Raw genomic sequence first — 15,387 nt, forward strand, 5'->3', positions numbered from 1 at the left:
TGTCCCATACCACCAGTCCTAGCATGGCCCGCGCCGATTCTGAAAGGCGCATAGGGCCGGTCGATTGACATCCCCGCGCCCCCTTGGTCTGTCCTGTCACATCATCAGCAAGGGGGCCGGGCATGAGCGGAAACTGGGAATTCTGGATCGACCGGGGCGGAACCTTTACCGACATCGTCGCGCGCCGCCCGGACGGCACCCTGCAGACCCACAAGCTCTTGTCCGAGAACCCGGAACGCTATCGCGATGCCGCCGTCCAGGGCATCCGCGAGCTGATGGACATCGACGGCGCCTTTCCCGATGGGGCCATCGGCGCGGTCAAGATGGGCACGACCGTGGCCACCAATGCCCTGCTGGAACGCAAGGGCGCCCGGGTCCTGTTGATGATCACCCGGGGCTTTGGCGACCTGCTGCGCATCGGCTACCAGACCCGGCCCGATCTCTTTGCCCTGGATATCCGCCGGCCCGATCTGCTCTATGACCGCGTGGTCGAGATGGACGAACGGCTGGATGCCGACGGCGGCGTGGTCGTGCCCCTGGACGAGGCCGCCGCCCGGGCCGCCCTGCAACAGGCCCATGACGATGGCATCCGCTCGGTCGCCATTGCCGGGCTGCATGGCTATCTCAACCCCGACCACGAGGCCCGCGTGGCCGCCATCGCCCGCGAGATCGGCTTTCCCCAGGTTTCGGCCAGCCACGAAGTGTCGAAACTGGCCAAGCTGGTCGGCCGGGGCGATACCACGGTGGTCGATGCCTATCTCTCGCCGATCCTGCGCCGCTATGTCGACCAGGTCGCCGGGGCGCTTGACCTGGGCCGGGCCTGCGAGCGGCTGCTCTTCATGCAATCCTCGGGCGGGCTGACCGATGCCATGCTGTTCCAGGGCAAGGATGCCATCCTGTCCGGCCCGGCGGGAGGCATCGTGGGCATGGTGCGCACGGCCGGGGCGATGGGCCACGACCGGCTGATCGGCTTCGACATGGGCGGAACCTCGACCGATGTCAGCCATTACGCCGGGGCCTATGAACGGTCGTTCGAAACCGAGGTGGCCGGCGTGCGCATGCGGGCGCCGATGATGGACATCCACACCGTGGCCGCCGGCGGCGGCTCGATCTGCCGCTTTGCCGAAGGCCGGTTCCAGGTCGGTCCCGAAAGCGCCGGCGCCGATCCCGGCCCGGCCTGCTATCGCCGCGGCGGGCCGCTGACGGTCACCGATTGCAACGTCATGCTGGGCAAGCTCAACCCCGACCATTTCCCGGCGGTCTTCGGGCCCGACGGCGACCAGCCGCTGGACGCGGACGCCGTCCGCGCCGGGTTCGCGGCCCTGGCCGATCAGGTCGCGGCCGAGACCGGCGAACCGCCCCGCAGCCCCGAGGAAATGGCCGAAGGCTTCCTGCGCATCGCCGTGGACAACATGGCCAACGCGATCAAGAAGATCAGCGTGCAGCGCGGCCATGACGTGACCGGCTACACGCTGCAATGTTTCGGCGGCGCCGGTGGGCAACATGCCTGCCTGGTGGCCGATGCCCTTGGAATGACAAAGGTTTTCATCCATCCCCATGCCGGTGTTCTGTCGGCCTACGGGATGGGTCTGGCCGATATCCGCGCCCTGCGCGAGGTCCAGTACGACGCCCCCCTGTCCGACATCGCCGGCGCGACCGCCGCCCGGGATGCCATCGCCGATGATGCCCAGGCCGAGGTCGCATCGCAGGGCCTGACCGAGATCACCCTTCTGACGCGCGCGCACCTGCGTTACGACGGCTCGCATCAGGCGCTCGCGGTGCCCTTCGGCTCGCTCGAAGACATGCAGGCCGGCTTTGAATGGGCGCATCGCCAGCGGTTCGGCTTTCACTCGCCCGGCCGCGACATCCTGTTCGAGATGATCAGCGTCGAGGCCGTGGGCGAAACCGGCGAAGCCCCCCTGACGACGCCGTTCGGAGACGCCGACACCCCCCGCGCCCATGTGCCGATGCACACCCCTGACGGCTGGACCGAGGCGCCGCTGTTCGACCGGCAGGGGCTGACCCCGCAGGCCCGCATTCCGGGGCCCGCGATCATCACCGAACCCACGGGCACCAATATCGTCGAACCCGGCTGGACGGCCCGGCTGGACGACATGGGCAACCTGATCCTGGACCGGACCGAGGCGAAACCCCGCGACCTGGCCGCCGGCACCCGGGCCGATCCGGTGCTGCTCGAGGTCATGGGCAACCTCTTCATGTCCGTGGCCGACCAGATGGGCGCGACGCTGGCCAATACGTCCTGGTCGGTCAACATCAAGGAACGGCTGGATTTCTCCTGCGCGATCTTCGACGAACACGGCGACCTGGTGGCCAATGCCCCGCATGTGCCCGTTCACCTGGGCTCGATGTCCGACAGCATCCGCACGGTGATGCGCGAGAATGCCGGCGACATCCACGACGGCGATGCCTTCATGCTCAACTCGCCCTACAACGGCGGCACCCACCTGCCCGATGTCACCGTGGTCACCCCGGTCTTTGCCGGCGGCCGGCCGGTGTTCTGGCTGGGCTCGCGCGGCCACCATGCCGATATCGGCGGGCGTACCCCCGGTTCGGCCCCGCCCGACAGCGCCCATATCGACGAAGAAGGCGTGCTGATCGACAATGTCCGGCTGGTGTCCCGCGGCACGTTCCAGTCCGAAACGGCCCTCGCCACCCTGGCCTCGGGGCGCTACCCCGCGCGCAACCCGGCCCACAACCTGGCCGATCTCCAGGCCCAGGTGGCCGCCAACGAGACCGGCCGCCAGGCCTTGCTGGACGTGGTCGGGCAATACGGGCTGGACACCGTGCGCGCCTACATGGGCCATGTCCAGGACAATGCCGAGGAAAGCGTGCGCCGCGTGCTCAGCAACCTGCCGTCGGGCCGGTTCAGCTATGCCATGGACATCGGCCAGACCATCGAAGTTGCGGTCACGGTCGATCATGCCGCCCGCGAGGCGGTGATCGATTTCACCGGCACCTCGCCCCAGCATGCGGGCAATTACAACGCGCCCTTCGCGGTCTGCCGGGCAGTGGTGCTTTATGTCTTCCGCACGCTGGTCGGCCAGTCGATCCCGCTGAACGAAGGCTGCCTGAAACCCCTGAAGATCGTGGCGCCCAGGGGCACCTTCCTCAATCCCGACTATCCGGCGGCGGTGATCGCGGGCAATACCGAGGTCAGCCAGGCCGCCTGCAACGCGCTCTACGGGGCGCTGGGGGTGATCGCCTGCAGCCAGGCCACGATGAACAATTTCATCTGGGGCAACGACACGTTCCAGAATTATGAAACCATCGCCGGCGGCACCGGCGCCGGGCCGGGCTTTGCCGGCTGCGACGCGGTGCAGAGCCACATGACCAACACGCGCATGACCGATCCCGAGATCCTGGAACGCCGCTTCCCGGTCCGGCTCGAGGAATTCCGCATCGCCCCGGATACCGGCGGCGCAGGCCACTGGCCCGGCGGCAACGGCGCCCTGCGCCGGCTGCGCTTCCTCGCCCCGGTCACCGTCACCACCCTGTGTTCCCACCGACAGGTCCCGCCCTTCGGCGGCGACGGCGGCGCGCCGGGCCAGGTCGGGCGGAACTGGGCCGAACTGCCCGACGGCAGCCGCCGCCCCCTGGCCGGCAACGACGAGATCGACCTGCCCGCCGGCGGTGTCTTTGGCATGGTCACGCCCGGGGGCGGCGGCTGGGGCGCGGCCTGACACCACCGTCGCGCCGGCTGCACCGGACCAACAGGATATTTGGAAAGAGAAAGAAGCAGCAGGGCGCGCTTGCTGCTTCTTTCTCTTCTTAAATATCCGGCCGTTCGCCGGCCAGGGGCGCCGTCCCCTCCGTTGCGTCGCCACCCTTGCCACGCGCCCGGCCCCATGCGACCGTCCGGCGCGACACGCCCGATGGAAAGGCCAAGCCCATGACGACCCAACCGGCCGCGGCGCAATTGCCGCAGGTAACCCAGGCCGCCCACGTGGCGCGCAACCCGGGGATGGAGCTCGATCTCGACTGGGTCCGGGCGGTGCAGGCCAATACCTCGGCCATCGAACGCCGGGCGGCCACCCTGCCAGGGCGGCGATCGGTCAAGAAAGACCACCAGGCCGCCTGGCTGCTGCGCGCGATCACCTGCATCGACCTGACCACCCTGGCCGGCGACGACACCGCCGGGCGGGTGCGCCGGCTCTGCGCCAAGGCCCGCCAGCCGGTGCGGGCCGACCTGCTTGCCGCGATGGGCATGCCCCCGATCACCGTCGGCGCCGTCTGTGTCTACCACGACATGATCGCTCCGGCCGTCGCCGCGCTGGACGAGACAGGCATCCCGGTGGCCGCGGTCAGCACCGGCTTTCCCGCCGGCCTGTCGCCCTTTCGCCTGCGGATCGAGGAAATCGTCGAAAGCGTCGCTGCCGGGGCCGCCGAGATCGACATCGTCATTTCCCGCCGCCACGTGCTGACCGGCAACTGGCAGGCGCTCTACGACGAGATGCGCCTCTTCCGCGAGGCCTGTGGCGAGGCCCATGTCAAGGCGATCCTGGCCACCGGCGAGCTGGGCACGCTGCGCAATGTCGCCCGGGCCTCGCTAGTCTGCATGATGGCCGGGGCCGATTTCATCAAGACCTCGACCGGCAAGGAAGGCGTCAATGCCACCCTGCCCGTTTCGCTGGTCATGCTGCGCGCGATCCGGGCCTATCACGCCCGCACCGGCCACATGGTCGGCTACAAGCCCGCCGGCGGGATTTCAAAGGCCAAGGACGCCCTGGTCTACCAGGCCCTGATGAAGGAAGAACTGGGCGATCGCTGGCTGCACAACGACCTCTTCCGCTTTGGCGCCTCGTCGCTGCTGGGCGATATCGAGCGCCAGCTCGAACATCACGTGACCGGCGCCTATTCGGCCGGGTGGCGCCATGCGCTGGCGTGACGCGATGATGGCCGCCCTGGCCCTGACCACGCTCGCCACCGGCGCCTTGGCCGGGCGCGACTATGCCTGCGGGCCCTGGCAGCCCGGCGGTGTGGCCCCCGCGCTGGACGCGATCAACATCATGAAAAGCATGGCCATTCTGACCAGCAACGGGCGCGATGACACCATCCGCATGGCCCGCGGCCAGCTCGACCTGCGGATCTATCCCGACGACACCGGGCTCTACATCGTGCATGGCACCCCGGTCGCAACCGACAACGGCCCGGCCTTCGGGCCCCGGATCCGCGTGCAGCGCCTGATCCACGATCCCCTGCAGCCGCAAATTCTGCAGACCGAATGCGAGGCGGTCAAATGAGCATCAAGGACATCTTCGACACCATGGAATACGGCCCTGCCCCCGAAAGCGCCGCCGATGCGCTGGCCTGGATCGTCGACCAGGGCGGGCGCTTTGGCCTGTTCATCGACGGGGCCTTCACCGCCCCGGGCGAGACCTTTGACACCTGCAATCCGGCAACTGGCGAGGTCCTGGCCGAGATCACCCAGGCCGGCCCGGAGGACGTGGCCGCCGCCGTGGCCGCTGCCCGGGCGGCCCAGCCCGGCTGGCAGGCGCTTGGCGGTCATGGCCGGGCCCGGGTGCTCTATGCCCTGGCCCGCCTGCTGCAGAAACACGCCCGGCTCTTTGCCGTGCTGGAAACGCTGGACAACGGCAAGCCCGTCCGCGAATCCCGCGACATCGACATCCCCCTGGCCCAGCGGCATTTCTACTACCATGCCGGCCAGGCCGAGCTGATGGACGACACCATGCCCGGCCGCGTGCCCCTGGGCGTCTGCGGCCAGATCGTGCCCTGGAACTTCCCCCTGCTCATGCTGGCCTGGAAAATCGCCCCGGCCCTGGCCATGGGCAACACGGTGGTGCTGAAACCCGCCGAATGGACCTCGCTGACGGCCCTGTTGTTCGCCGACATCTGCGCCCAGGCCGGCGTGCCCCGGGGCGTGGTCAACATCGTCACCGGCGACGGTGCGGTGGGCGAGATGATCGTGGCCGCCGATGTCGACAAGATCGCCTTTACCGGCTCGACCGAGGTCGGCCGGCGCATCCGCGAGGCCACCGCCGGGACGGGCAAGGCCCTGACGCTCGAATTGGGCGGCAAGTCGCCCTACATCATTTTCGACGATGCCGATATCGACAGCGCCATCGAAGGGCTGGTCGACGCGATCTGGTTCAACCAGGGCCAGGTCTGCTGTGCCGGCTCGCGGCTGCTGGTGCAGGAAGGCATCGCCGAGGACGTCATCGCCCGGCTCAAGACCCGCATGGCCGGGCTGCGCATCGGCAACCCGCTGGACAAGTCGATCGACATCGGCGCCATGGTCGACCCGGCCCAGGTCGCCCGGGTCCGCCAGATGGTCGCGGCCAGCGCGGGCGAGATCTTCGAAGCCGGCCAGCTGCCCGAGACGGGCAGTTTCTGCCGGCCGGCCCTGATCACCGGGCTGGAACCCGCCGACCCGCTGATGCAGGACGAGATCTTCGGCCCGGTGCTGGTGTCGACCACCTTCCGCACCCCGGCCGAGGCCGTGGCCCTGGCCAACAACACGCGCTACGGGCTGGCTGCGTCGGTCTGGACGGAAAACGTCAACCTGGCCTTCGACATCGCCCCCCGCCTGCAGGCCGGGGTGGTCTGGATCAATGCCACCAACCTCTTTGATGCGGCCGCGCCCTTCGGCGGGCTGCGCGAAAGCGGCTTCGGCCGCGAAGGCGGGCCCGAAGGGCTGATGGCCTATACCCGCCCGGCCGCCACCGCGCCGGCCCTTGCGCCCATTGCGTCCGTCGAAGGCCCGGGCGATCCGGTCCTGCCGATCGACCGCACGGCGAAACTCTATGTCGGGGGCAAGCAGGCTCGGCCCGACGGCGGCTATTCCCGGCCCGTCACCGGGGCCGATGGCGCCGCCCTGGGCCACATGTCGCTGGCCAATCGCAAGGATGTGCGCAACGCCGTCGAGGCCGCCCGGGGCGCCGCCGGCTGGGCCGGAACGACGGGCCACCTGCGGGCCCAGATCCTCTACTTCATCGCCGAGAACCTCTCGGCCCGGGCCGGTGAATTTGCCGCCCGACTCGATGCCATGTCCGGGGGCAGCGGCGGGGCCGACGAGGTCGACGCCACGATCGGCCGGCTCTTCACCTATGCCGCCTGGGCCGACAAGTACGACGGCGCGGCCCGCTCGGTGCCGATCCGCGGCACGGCCCTGGCCATGCGCCGGCCGGTCGGCGTGATCGGCGCGCTCTGCCCCGAGGAAACCCCGCTGCTGGGCCTTGTCTCGGCCATGGCCCCGGCCCTGGCCATGGGCAACCGGGTCGTGCTGGTGGCCGCCGAACAGGCGCCCCTGGCGGCCACGGATTTCTACCAGGTGCTGGACACGTCCGACGTGCCGGGCGGGGTGGTCAACATCCTGACCGGCAGCCATGCCGAGCTCGCCCCGGTGCTGGCCAGCCATCTCGATGTCGATGCCGTCTGGAGCTTCTCGGCCGCGCCGGTCTCGGAGGCCATCGAACGCGCGTCCGCCGGCAACCTCAAGCGCAGCTGGGTCAACCATGGCCGCGGCCGCGACTGGCTGCGTGCCGATGCGCCGACCTTCCTCGCGGAAGCCACCGAAACCCAGTCGATCTGGATCCCCTGGGGCGAGTAGCGGCACGAACATCCCGCGCCCCCGCCCGGGACCCCATGCACCGTCCCACGCCAGGCTACCGGGCGCGCCCTTCACCGGATCAGCGCCCCGGCCCTGTCTTCTTCTTGGTGAAAGTACCTCCGGCCGCAGGCCGCCGCGCCTTCAGGCGCGGTTGCGCCGCCTCCGGCGGCGCCCGGTGCCCGGGCAGGCGCGCTCCGCGCGCCTGCCCCGGGCACACCCCTCAATTGGTGTCCGCGTCCAGCCCTTCGGGGGCGCCGACCACGGTGAACTGCAGATCCTCGGGCCGGAACAGCTCGGCCGCGACACGGTTCACATCCTCCAGCGTCACCGCATCGACCTTGTCGTTGCGCGTGGCGATGTAGTCGATGGGCAGGCCTTGCATCTGCATGCCCACCAGGATGCCCGCGATCCGCGCATTGCCCTTGAACCGCAGCGGATAGGCCCCGGTCAGATAGGTCTTGGCCGCATCCAGCTCCTCCTGGGTCACGCCCTCTTCGGCCATCCGCGCCCATTCGTCGCCGATCACCCCGATCGCCGCGCCGATCCGGTCGTTGGCCGAGGCCACCCGCCCGACCATCACCGCCGCCAGGTCCTTGGGCGCCAGGTAGGAATAGACCCCGTAGGTCAGCCCGCGCTTGACCCGCACCTCCTGCATCAGCCGGCTTTCCCCCGACCCGCCCAGGATGTGCATCGCGATCATCGCCGCAAAGAAATCGGGATCGTCGCGCTCGATCCCCGGCTGACCGAACAGCGCCACCGATTGCGGCGTCTGGAACGGGATCACCGTCGTGCCGCCCTCGACATGCAACTCGGCCGGCCCGGGCATCGGCGCGCCCGTCTCGGGCAGATCGGCCAGCAGCTCGTCGACGATCGCGCCCAGCTCTTGCGGCGTGATGTCGCCCACCGCCCCGACATAGACCCGGTCGCGCGCAAAGACCGCCTCATGGGCCGCCACGATGTCATCGCGGCTGAGCGCCTCGACGCTCTCCAGCGTGCCCTTGCCCGGCGTGCCGTAGGGATGATCGCCATAGATCTGCGCCGACCAGCCCTTGCCCGCGATATCGTCGGGATCCTTGGCATCCGAGGCCAGCCCGGACAGCACCTGCCCCCGCACCCGTTCCACCGCATCCTCGTCGAAGCGCGGCGCGGTGATCGCCGCACGCAGCAGCTCAACCGCCTCGGGGCGGTTCTCGCTCAGGAACCGGGCCGAGATCGACACGTCGTCATCGTTGGAATCAAACTGGTAGGACGCGGCCAGCGCCTCGCGGGCCCGGGCGAATTCGCGGGCATCCATCTCGCCCGCGCCTTCTTCCAGCAGCCCGGTCATCAGGTAGATCGCCCCGCGGCTGTCCGGCGCATCCAGCGACGTGCCCCCGCGAAAGCGGATTTCCAGCGCCGTGAAGGGAATCGTGTGATCCTCGACCAGCCAGGCCGTGATGCCCGACGGGCTGGTCACCTCTTCGATGGCCACTTCGGCCCACGCGGCCAGCGCCGTCACCGAGGTGGCAAGGCCCATCACCAGGGCCAGCGTGAAACGGATCATTGGGTCACCTCTTCTTCAACGGGCTCCTGCCCGGCCGGTTCGCCTTCGCCCGGGCGGACCAGCCAGCCGGTCACCGAGGTTTCGGGCCGGAACACCATCTCGGCCGCCGCCATGACCTCTTCGGGCGTGATCTCCTGCAACAACGCCGGCCAGGCCTGCACATCCTCGACCGTCAGCCCCGAGGTCAGCGCTCGGCCATAGCGGTTGCCCACGCTGTCCACCGAATCGCGTTCATAGACCTGCGCCGCCCGCAGCTGGGCCTTGATCCGGTCCAGCTGCTCGGGATCGACCCCATCGGCCATGAAATCGGCCAGCGCGGCGTCCAGCGAGGCCTCGGCCTCTTGCAGTCCGACGCCCGGCACCGGCACGACGATCAGGTTGAAGGTCGTCGCATCCAGCGCCGTGCCCGCATAATAGCTGCCGGCATAGACCACGCTCTTTTCCTCGAATTGCAGCCGTTCGTTCAGGAACGACGTCGTCCCGCCGCCCAGCACTTCGGACAGCAGCTCCAGCGCGGCGGCCGTGCGCTGGTCGCCCGGGTTGCGCTCGGGCGCCAGGTAGGACCGGCGCAGCGTCGGCTGGGCCACCCGCGGATCTTCATAGACCAGCCGGCGGGCCGCCCGTTGCGGCGGCTCCTGCGGGCGGGCGCGCGGGGTCAGGGCCGGATTGGCCGGGATCCGGCCATAGGTATCCTCGGCCAAGGCACGCACGTCGTCGGGATCGACATCGCCGGTCACCACGAGGATCGCGTTGTTGGGCGAATAATAGAGCTCGTAAAAGGCCATGACGGCCTCGAGGTCGAGCTGCTCCATCTCGTGTTTCCAGCCGATCACCGGCACGCCGTAGCGATGGTTGAGATATTGCGCCGCGGCCATGTCCTCGGAAAACAGGGCACCGGGCGAATTCTCGATGCGCATGTTGCGCTCTTCGAGGATCACGTCGCGTTCGGTGGCAATGTCGGTCTCGGTCAGGCGGATGTTCTTCATCCGGTCCGATTCCATTTCCATCATCAGCCCCAGCCGGTCGGCCGCGACCTGCTGGTAATAGGCCGTGTAATCGTAGCTGGTGAAGGCATTGTCGCTGCCCCCGTTGGCCGCCACCGTCGCCGAAAGCTCACCGGCCTCCAGCGTGTCGGTGGCCTTGAACAGCAGGTGTTCGAGGAAATGCGCCACGCCCGACACGCCCGGGGTCTCGTCGGCTGATCCGGCGCGGTACCAGACCATCTGCTGGACGACCGGCGCACGGTGATCCTCGATGACCACGACATCCATGCCGTTGTCGAGCGTGAAGGTGGTGACCTGGTCGTCGATGGCCTGGGCCATCGTCGCGCCGGGTGCGAGGGCGATCGCCAGGGCCAGGGCAGGCACGATTTTCGGCATGTTGTCCGGGGTGGTCTTCCGGGTGATCCCCCGGCTGGGCCGCCCGGTCAGGCCGGCAGGGATCAGGGACAGGAAACGGCTCATCAGGGCTCCTTGTTTCGCGGAACGAAAACAGAGTTACGCCTTTGTCGGGCCGCTTCAAGCGGCCGCGCCTGTCCCTGTCGGGAATGTGAGCTTGGTTAACCGGCCGGAAAGCCCCGGCCGGGGCTCACTGCGGGCTGCGCGGCGGCGAGGACGGCGTCGGGATTCCGGCGCGGCGGAAGCGTTCGGCCTCGGCAAAGGGATCCAGGGCGAATTCCTCGTAGGCCTGGTTGTAGCGGTCGACCGGCACGATGCGGATATTGGTGAACCGGCCCTTGCGCTTGCGGAACGCGGCATCGGCTTCGGCCAGGACCTGGCGGATGTTGGCCGTCACGCCGTAGCGGCTGGAATAGGTCACGATGGCCCCGTCGCGGCTTGGCACGCCCTGCGAGGCGTCCAGCGCCGCGGCGCTGCCGCCCAGGGCCACGACGGCATCGCTGTCGGGGCTGGGATCGGTGCGGTTGCCGCCGCCGGGCGTGGGCACCGGCAGGAAGGTATAGCTGTCGGGTTCCTGCAGCGGCTTGCTGGGCAGGACGCGGAATTCATCCGGCCCGGTGCGCGGCGTGTTCAGCTGGCGCAGGCCGTCATTGCCGGAACAGGCGGCCACCAGCAGCCCGAGGCCAAGCCCCGTGCCGACACGTCCGATGATCTGAAGAATGCGCTGCGGATTCATCCGGTACTCCCGTGCTTGCGCCTGTCTAGCCCATCGCGAAGACGAGGTCACGCGCCCTTTTTGCCCTGTCGGCCGGGGCTCTTGGCGCCCGTTTTGGCACCGGTCCCGGTCCTGCCACCTGCCCTGGCCGATGCCTTGCCGCCCTTGCCCCCGCCCGGGGCATGCGGCTCGTAAAGCGCCAGGCCGATGGCCCCGGCAAAGATGAAGACATCGGCAATGTTGAAGACATAGGGATTGTCGATGCCGCAACAGGACATGTTGAGAAAGTCCAGCACGTAGCCGTAAAGCAGCCGGTCCAGCACGTTGCCCAGGGCCCCGCCGACCAGCAGGCCGGCGGCGATCTGCATGATCAGCGACTGGGCGTGGCGGCGCAGGACCCAGAAGGTCACGGCCACCGAAATGACCACCGACATGCCGATCAGGATCCAGGGCATCCATTCGGAATGGCCGTTGAGCAGGCCGAAATTGATGCCCCGGTTCTCGCCGTAGCGGAATGTCACCAGCGGCGGCAGCACCTCGATCTGGCCGGCCACGTCCAGCCGCATGCGATGCACCACGATCCACTTGCTCAGCTGGTCGCCGGCAAAGGCCAGCCCCGCCGCCAGCGGCAGGGCCCACCGCGAGGCGGACCGCAAGGTCGGACGAGCCATGCCCCTGCTCATGCCCCGGCCCCGGTCAGTGCCGGAAATGGCGGATGCCGGTGAAGACCATGGCCAGCCCGGCCTCGTCGGCCGCCGCGATGACCTCGTCGTCACGCATCGACCCGCCCGGCTGGATCACCGCCGTGGCCCCGGCACCGGCCGCCGTCAGCAGCCCGTCGGGGAAGGGAAAGAACGCATCCGATGCCACGACCGAGCCCTGGGTCAGCGGCGCGGCCAGGCCCATGGCCTCGGCCATGTCCTCGGACTTGCGCGCGGCGATGCGCGCACTGTCGACCCGGCTCATCTGGCCCGCGCCGATGCCCACCGTCGCGCCGTCCTTGACGTAGACGATGGCGTTCGACTTGACGTGCTTGCCGACCTTCCAGGCAAACAGCATGTCGGCGATCTCCTGCTCCGACGGCTGGCGCTTGGTCACGACCTTCAGGTTCTCGGCCCCGATCTGGCCGCTGTCGCGATCCTGCAGCAGGAAGCCCCCGGCCACCTGCTTGATCATCCGGCCCGCGGCCTTGGGGTCGGCCAGCCCGCCGGTCGTCAGCAGCCGCAGGTTGGGCTTGCGCGCAAAGACCGCCCGGGCCGCCTCGTCCGCCTCGGGCGCGATGACAACCTCGGTGAAGATCCCGGCGATTTCCTCGGCCGTGGCCGCGTCCAGCGGCCGGTTCAGCGCGATGATGCCCCCGAAGGCCGAGGTGCGGTCGCAATCGAAGGCCCGCACATAGGCGTCCTTCAGCGTCTCGCCGGTGGCCACGCCACAGGGGTTGGCATGTTTGATGATCGCGCAGGCCGGAGCATCGCCGCCAAACTCCGAGACCAGCTCAAAGGCCGCGTCGGTGTCGTTGATGTTGTTGTAGGACAGTTCCTTGCCCTGGTGCTGCACGGCCGAGGCCACGCCCGGGCGGGCCGAGCCATCGGTGTAGAAGGCCGCCGTCTGGTGCGGGTTCTCGCCGTAGCGCAGGGTCTGGGCCAGGGTGCCGGCCACGACCTTGCGGCGCGGCGCGGGCTGGTCCAGCGCCTCGGCCATCCAGGTCGACACGGCCGCGTCATAGGCCCCGGTCCGGGCATAGGCCGTCTGGGCCAGCCGCTGGCGGAAGGCATAGCTCGTCTGGCCGTCCATCGCGTCCAGCTCGGCCAGCAGGGCGGCGTAATCCTCGGTGTCGACGACGACATTGACAAAGGCATGGTTCTTGGCCGCCGCGCGGATCATCGCCGGGCCGCCGATGTCGATGTTCTCGACACAGGTCTCGTAATCGGCGCTGGCGGCGACAGTGGCCTCGAACGGGTAGAGGTTGACGACCAGCAGGTCGATCGGCGCGATGCCGTGATCGCTCATCGCCGTCACATGCGCGTCATTGTCGCGCAGGGCCAGCAGCCCGCCATGCACCGCCGGGTGCAGGGTCTTGACCCGGCCATCCATCATCTCGGGGAAGCCGGTGACCTCGGCCACGTCCTTCACGGTCAGCCCGGCCTCGCGCAGGGTCCTTGCCGTGCCGCCCGTCGACAGCAGCTCGACACCGCGGGCGGCCAGGGCCTGGCCCAGCTCGACCAGGCCGGTCTTGTCGGAAACGGAAAGCAGCGCGCGGCGCACGGGGGCGAGATCGTTCATCGGATAACTCCCTTCGGGGATCAGTCGGCAGCGAACAGGTCGTCCATGGCCAGGTCCCGGACCGCAACGGCGGTGTCCTGGGCCTTGGCCAGCGACCAGCGGATTCGCGTGGCATATCCCATGGCTCGGCCCGAGAGTACAATCTGTTTCGTCGCACGGGGTTTCAGCCGTCCGGTTTCCAGGTAGACCGAGGGCTCCAGCTTCAGCGTGTTCTTGCCGTCATGGCGAAAGATCCAGATCTCGCCGCTCTTCAGGGCCATCGACACGGCCGCCCCGCCCATGTCGATGGCCGCATCGACATCCGGGTGCAGGTGAAAGCGCAGGTCATAGCCGATGCCGGCCAGGCGCACGGCGTCCATGGCCTTGTCGAACCGGCGTTTCTCGCCGTCTTCAAGGGCCAGCAGCATGTCCTCGCCCGAAAGCCCGCGGCCATCGGTCGACAGGTCCAGCGTGCGGGCATGGGTCAGCCCGTGGCTGGCCACATAGCCGTCATGGCCGCCTTCGAACCGCAACCCGTCGGCCTGTTCCGAGACCTCGACCGGCACGGTCACCGGCCCGTCGATCAGCGCCTCGCGGGCCGTGCGCCGGGCCGGCGGGGTCAACCGGGCGCTGGAATAGCCGTCGAGACAGAGCACCGAATGCGACGGCGTGGCCCGGCCGGCCCGGCGCCAGTCCGGGCCAAAGGCCACCCCGGCCCCGCAATTGACGATCACCGGCCGCCGACCCGAGGTCAGTTCAAAGGCCAGGGTCGAGGCATGGGCATTGAAGGACGCCGGCCCGGCCGGGGGCACGGCGGCGTCGATCAGCACCGAGGTGCGCCGCGACGACAGCCGGGCATAGCCCATGGCCAGCCCGTCGGCATGGCGCCGGCGCACGGCCGCGCTGGCCAGGGCCATGTCCAGCCGGCCCTCGGCCCCGCGCCCGCCACCGTGGAACCGGGCCAGCCCGCCATCGGAATGGCGCAGGGTGCGCAGGGTCGGGGCGATGCGCTCGATGGCATCGAGATGGGCATCGGGCACGGTCCGCCCGGCATCGCTCAGCGCGCCGGCGGCCCAGGTCAGCAGGGTGAAGACCTCAAGCAGTTCCTCGGGGTTGCGCGTGGGCAGCCCGCCCTGGCCGTCGATCTGCAGGTTGCATTCGCGAGCCAGCGCGGTGATCGCCGGATCGGCCATGGCCTCGCGGCCTTCCAGCGAGAACCCGGCATAAACCAGCCCGGTCAGCGCCTCGAACCGGGGCAGGCCCGGGGCGGCAGCGGACCAGCGCCGCGACAGGAACCAGGTCTGTGCCGACAGCAGCCGGTAGAACGCCGCGCCCTGGGCCGCATCGCGACTGCGCAGCAGGAAGATGGCATGGCTGATCCAGCGGATCAGCCGCCGGCCGGTCAGGTCGGGCGTCCAGCCCGGGCCCTGGCCCTGGCCATAGCGTTCGATCCAGCCCCACAGCCAGTCCTGCGCCCGCGCCCGGGCGGTGACATCGCCCACCGCGGCCAGGTCATCGAGCCAGCCGAACCCGTGGCGCGCGGCGTCGAAGGCCGGATCGGGCGCGTCGATCTCCCACAGGTCGGCGCCCGGAGCCTCGACGAAGTGACCGGCCAGGATGATGTTGCCCGCCAGAAGCTGGCGGCCCCTGGCGAAGGATCCGACGGTCTTGGGTTCCGGCTGCGACACGAACCCCGTCGCGGCACGCTGACGCGCACTGCGCCGCGCCGCGTGCCGATTGAGCACCCGCGTGCGCCACCGATCAAGGGGATCACGATTGGCCATCTGCTCTTGCCTTCTGACGCTCTTTGCAGCGCTTTTTCGCCACTCTACCCTCTGCGTCGCAGCAAGTCACCGCCTATTGCGGCCGATTCCGCCCCATT

At 69.2% G+C, this 15,387-nt stretch carries 10 protein-coding genes; 4 read left to right on the forward strand and 6 right to left on the reverse strand.

Annotated features, from left to right (window positions below; translation table 11 throughout):
• The first annotated feature begins 122 nt into the window (after positions 1-122).
• The 4 genes from ACK3BB_RS00175 to ACK3BB_RS00190 all read left to right on the forward strand — a co-directional run bounded on the left by ACK3BB_RS00175 (position 123) and on the right by ACK3BB_RS00190 (position 7,588).
• On the forward strand, positions 123-3,701 hold the full coding sequence (locus ACK3BB_RS00175; protein WP_428926713.1) for a hydantoinase B/oxoprolinase family protein: 3,579 nt from the start codon (positions 123-125) through the stop codon (positions 3,699-3,701).
• A gap of 209 nt (positions 3,702-3,910) precedes the next feature.
• Positions 3,911-4,906 carry a deoxyribose-phosphate aldolase gene (deoC, locus tag ACK3BB_RS00180; RefSeq protein ID WP_428926714.1) on the forward strand — a complete coding sequence of 332 codons (996 nt, stop codon included), beginning with the start codon at positions 3,911-3,913 and terminating at the stop codon, positions 4,904-4,906.
• Positions 4,893-5,261, forward strand: a complete 369-nt coding sequence (locus tag ACK3BB_RS00185; protein ID WP_428926715.1) for a hypothetical protein — start codon at positions 4,893-4,895, stop codon at positions 5,259-5,261. The genes deoC and ACK3BB_RS00185 overlap by 14 nt, the downstream gene beginning before the upstream one ends.
• On the forward strand, positions 5,258-7,588 hold the full coding sequence (locus ACK3BB_RS00190) for an aldehyde dehydrogenase family protein (protein WP_428926716.1): 2,331 nt from the start codon (positions 5,258-5,260) through the stop codon (positions 7,586-7,588). Before ACK3BB_RS00185 ends, ACK3BB_RS00190 begins: the two co-directional genes overlap by 4 nt.
• A gap of 220 nt (positions 7,589-7,808) precedes the next feature.
• Here ACK3BB_RS00190 and ACK3BB_RS00195 read toward each other — a convergent pair whose 3' ends face one another.
• From ACK3BB_RS00195 to ACK3BB_RS00220, 6 genes are all read right to left on the reverse strand, one after another.
• Positions 7,809-9,131, reverse strand: coding sequence for a M16 family metallopeptidase (locus ACK3BB_RS00195; protein ID WP_428926717.1), 1,323 nt, complete (start codon positions 9,129-9,131; stop codon positions 7,809-7,811).
• On the reverse strand, positions 9,128-10,510 hold the full coding sequence (locus ACK3BB_RS00200; RefSeq protein WP_428928787.1) for a M16 family metallopeptidase: 1,383 nt from the start codon (positions 10,508-10,510) through the stop codon (positions 9,128-9,130). Before ACK3BB_RS00200 ends, ACK3BB_RS00195 begins: the two co-directional genes overlap by 4 nt.
• A gap of 208 nt (positions 10,511-10,718) precedes the next feature.
• Positions 10,719-11,264, reverse strand: coding sequence for a DUF3035 domain-containing protein (locus tag ACK3BB_RS00205; protein WP_428926718.1), 546 nt, complete (start codon positions 11,262-11,264; stop codon positions 10,719-10,721).
• 47 nt (positions 11,265-11,311) lie between these two features.
• Positions 11,312-11,914 carry a signal peptidase II gene (gene lspA / locus ACK3BB_RS00210; RefSeq protein ID WP_428926719.1) on the reverse strand — a complete coding sequence of 201 codons (603 nt, stop codon included), beginning with the start codon at positions 11,912-11,914 and terminating at the stop codon, positions 11,312-11,314.
• A gap of 25 nt (positions 11,915-11,939) precedes the next feature.
• The gene (gene purH / locus ACK3BB_RS00215) at positions 11,940-13,526 is read right to left on the reverse strand and encodes a bifunctional phosphoribosylaminoimidazolecarboxamide formyltransferase/IMP cyclohydrolase (RefSeq protein ID WP_428926720.1); all 1,587 of its coding nucleotides are present in this window, start codon (positions 13,524-13,526) and stop codon (positions 11,940-11,942) included.
• Positions 13,527-13,546: 20 nt separating this feature from the next.
• Entirely contained in the window at positions 13,547-15,289 is a 1,743-nt protein-coding gene (locus tag ACK3BB_RS00220; protein ID WP_428926721.1) for a heparinase II/III family protein, read from the reverse strand.
• Positions 15,290-15,387 lie beyond the last annotated feature (98 nt).

Source organism: Marinibacterium sp. SX1 (assembly GCF_050389775.1).
GTDB lineage: Bacteria > Pseudomonadota > Alphaproteobacteria > Rhodobacterales > Rhodobacteraceae > Marinibacterium.

What these genes read in the sequence shown, in the direction of transcription:
- ACK3BB_RS00205 (WP_428926718.1), bottom strand. Translation starts at nt 11,264, where the DNA reads ATGAATCCGCAGCGCATTCTTCAGATCATCGGACGTGTCGGCACGGGG.
- ACK3BB_RS00200 (WP_428928787.1), bottom strand. Translation starts at nt 10,510, where the DNA reads ATGCCGAAAATCGTGCCTGCCCTGGCCCTGGCGATCGCCCTCGCACCC.
- ACK3BB_RS00220 (WP_428926721.1), bottom strand. Translation starts at nt 15,289, where the DNA reads ATGGCCAATCGTGATCCCCTTGATCGGTGGCGCACGCGGGTGCTCAAT.
- deoC (WP_428926714.1), top strand. Translation starts at nt 3,911, where the DNA reads ATGACGACCCAACCGGCCGCGGCGCAATTGCCGCAGGTAACCCAGGCC.
- lspA (WP_428926719.1), bottom strand. Translation starts at nt 11,914, where the DNA reads ATGGCTCGTCCGACCTTGCGGTCCGCCTCGCGGTGGGCCCTGCCGCTG.
- purH (WP_428926720.1), bottom strand. Translation starts at nt 13,526, where the DNA reads ATGAACGATCTCGCCCCCGTGCGCCGCGCGCTGCTTTCCGTTTCCGAC.
- ACK3BB_RS00195 (WP_428926717.1), bottom strand. Translation starts at nt 9,131, where the DNA reads ATGATCCGTTTCACGCTGGCCCTGGTGATGGGCCTTGCCACCTCGGTG.
- ACK3BB_RS00185 (WP_428926715.1), top strand. Translation starts at nt 4,893, where the DNA reads ATGCGCTGGCGTGACGCGATGATGGCCGCCCTGGCCCTGACCACGCTC.
- ACK3BB_RS00190 (WP_428926716.1), top strand. Translation starts at nt 5,258, where the DNA reads ATGAGCATCAAGGACATCTTCGACACCATGGAATACGGCCCTGCCCCC.
- ACK3BB_RS00175 (WP_428926713.1), top strand. Translation starts at nt 123, where the DNA reads ATGAGCGGAAACTGGGAATTCTGGATCGACCGGGGCGGAACCTTTACC.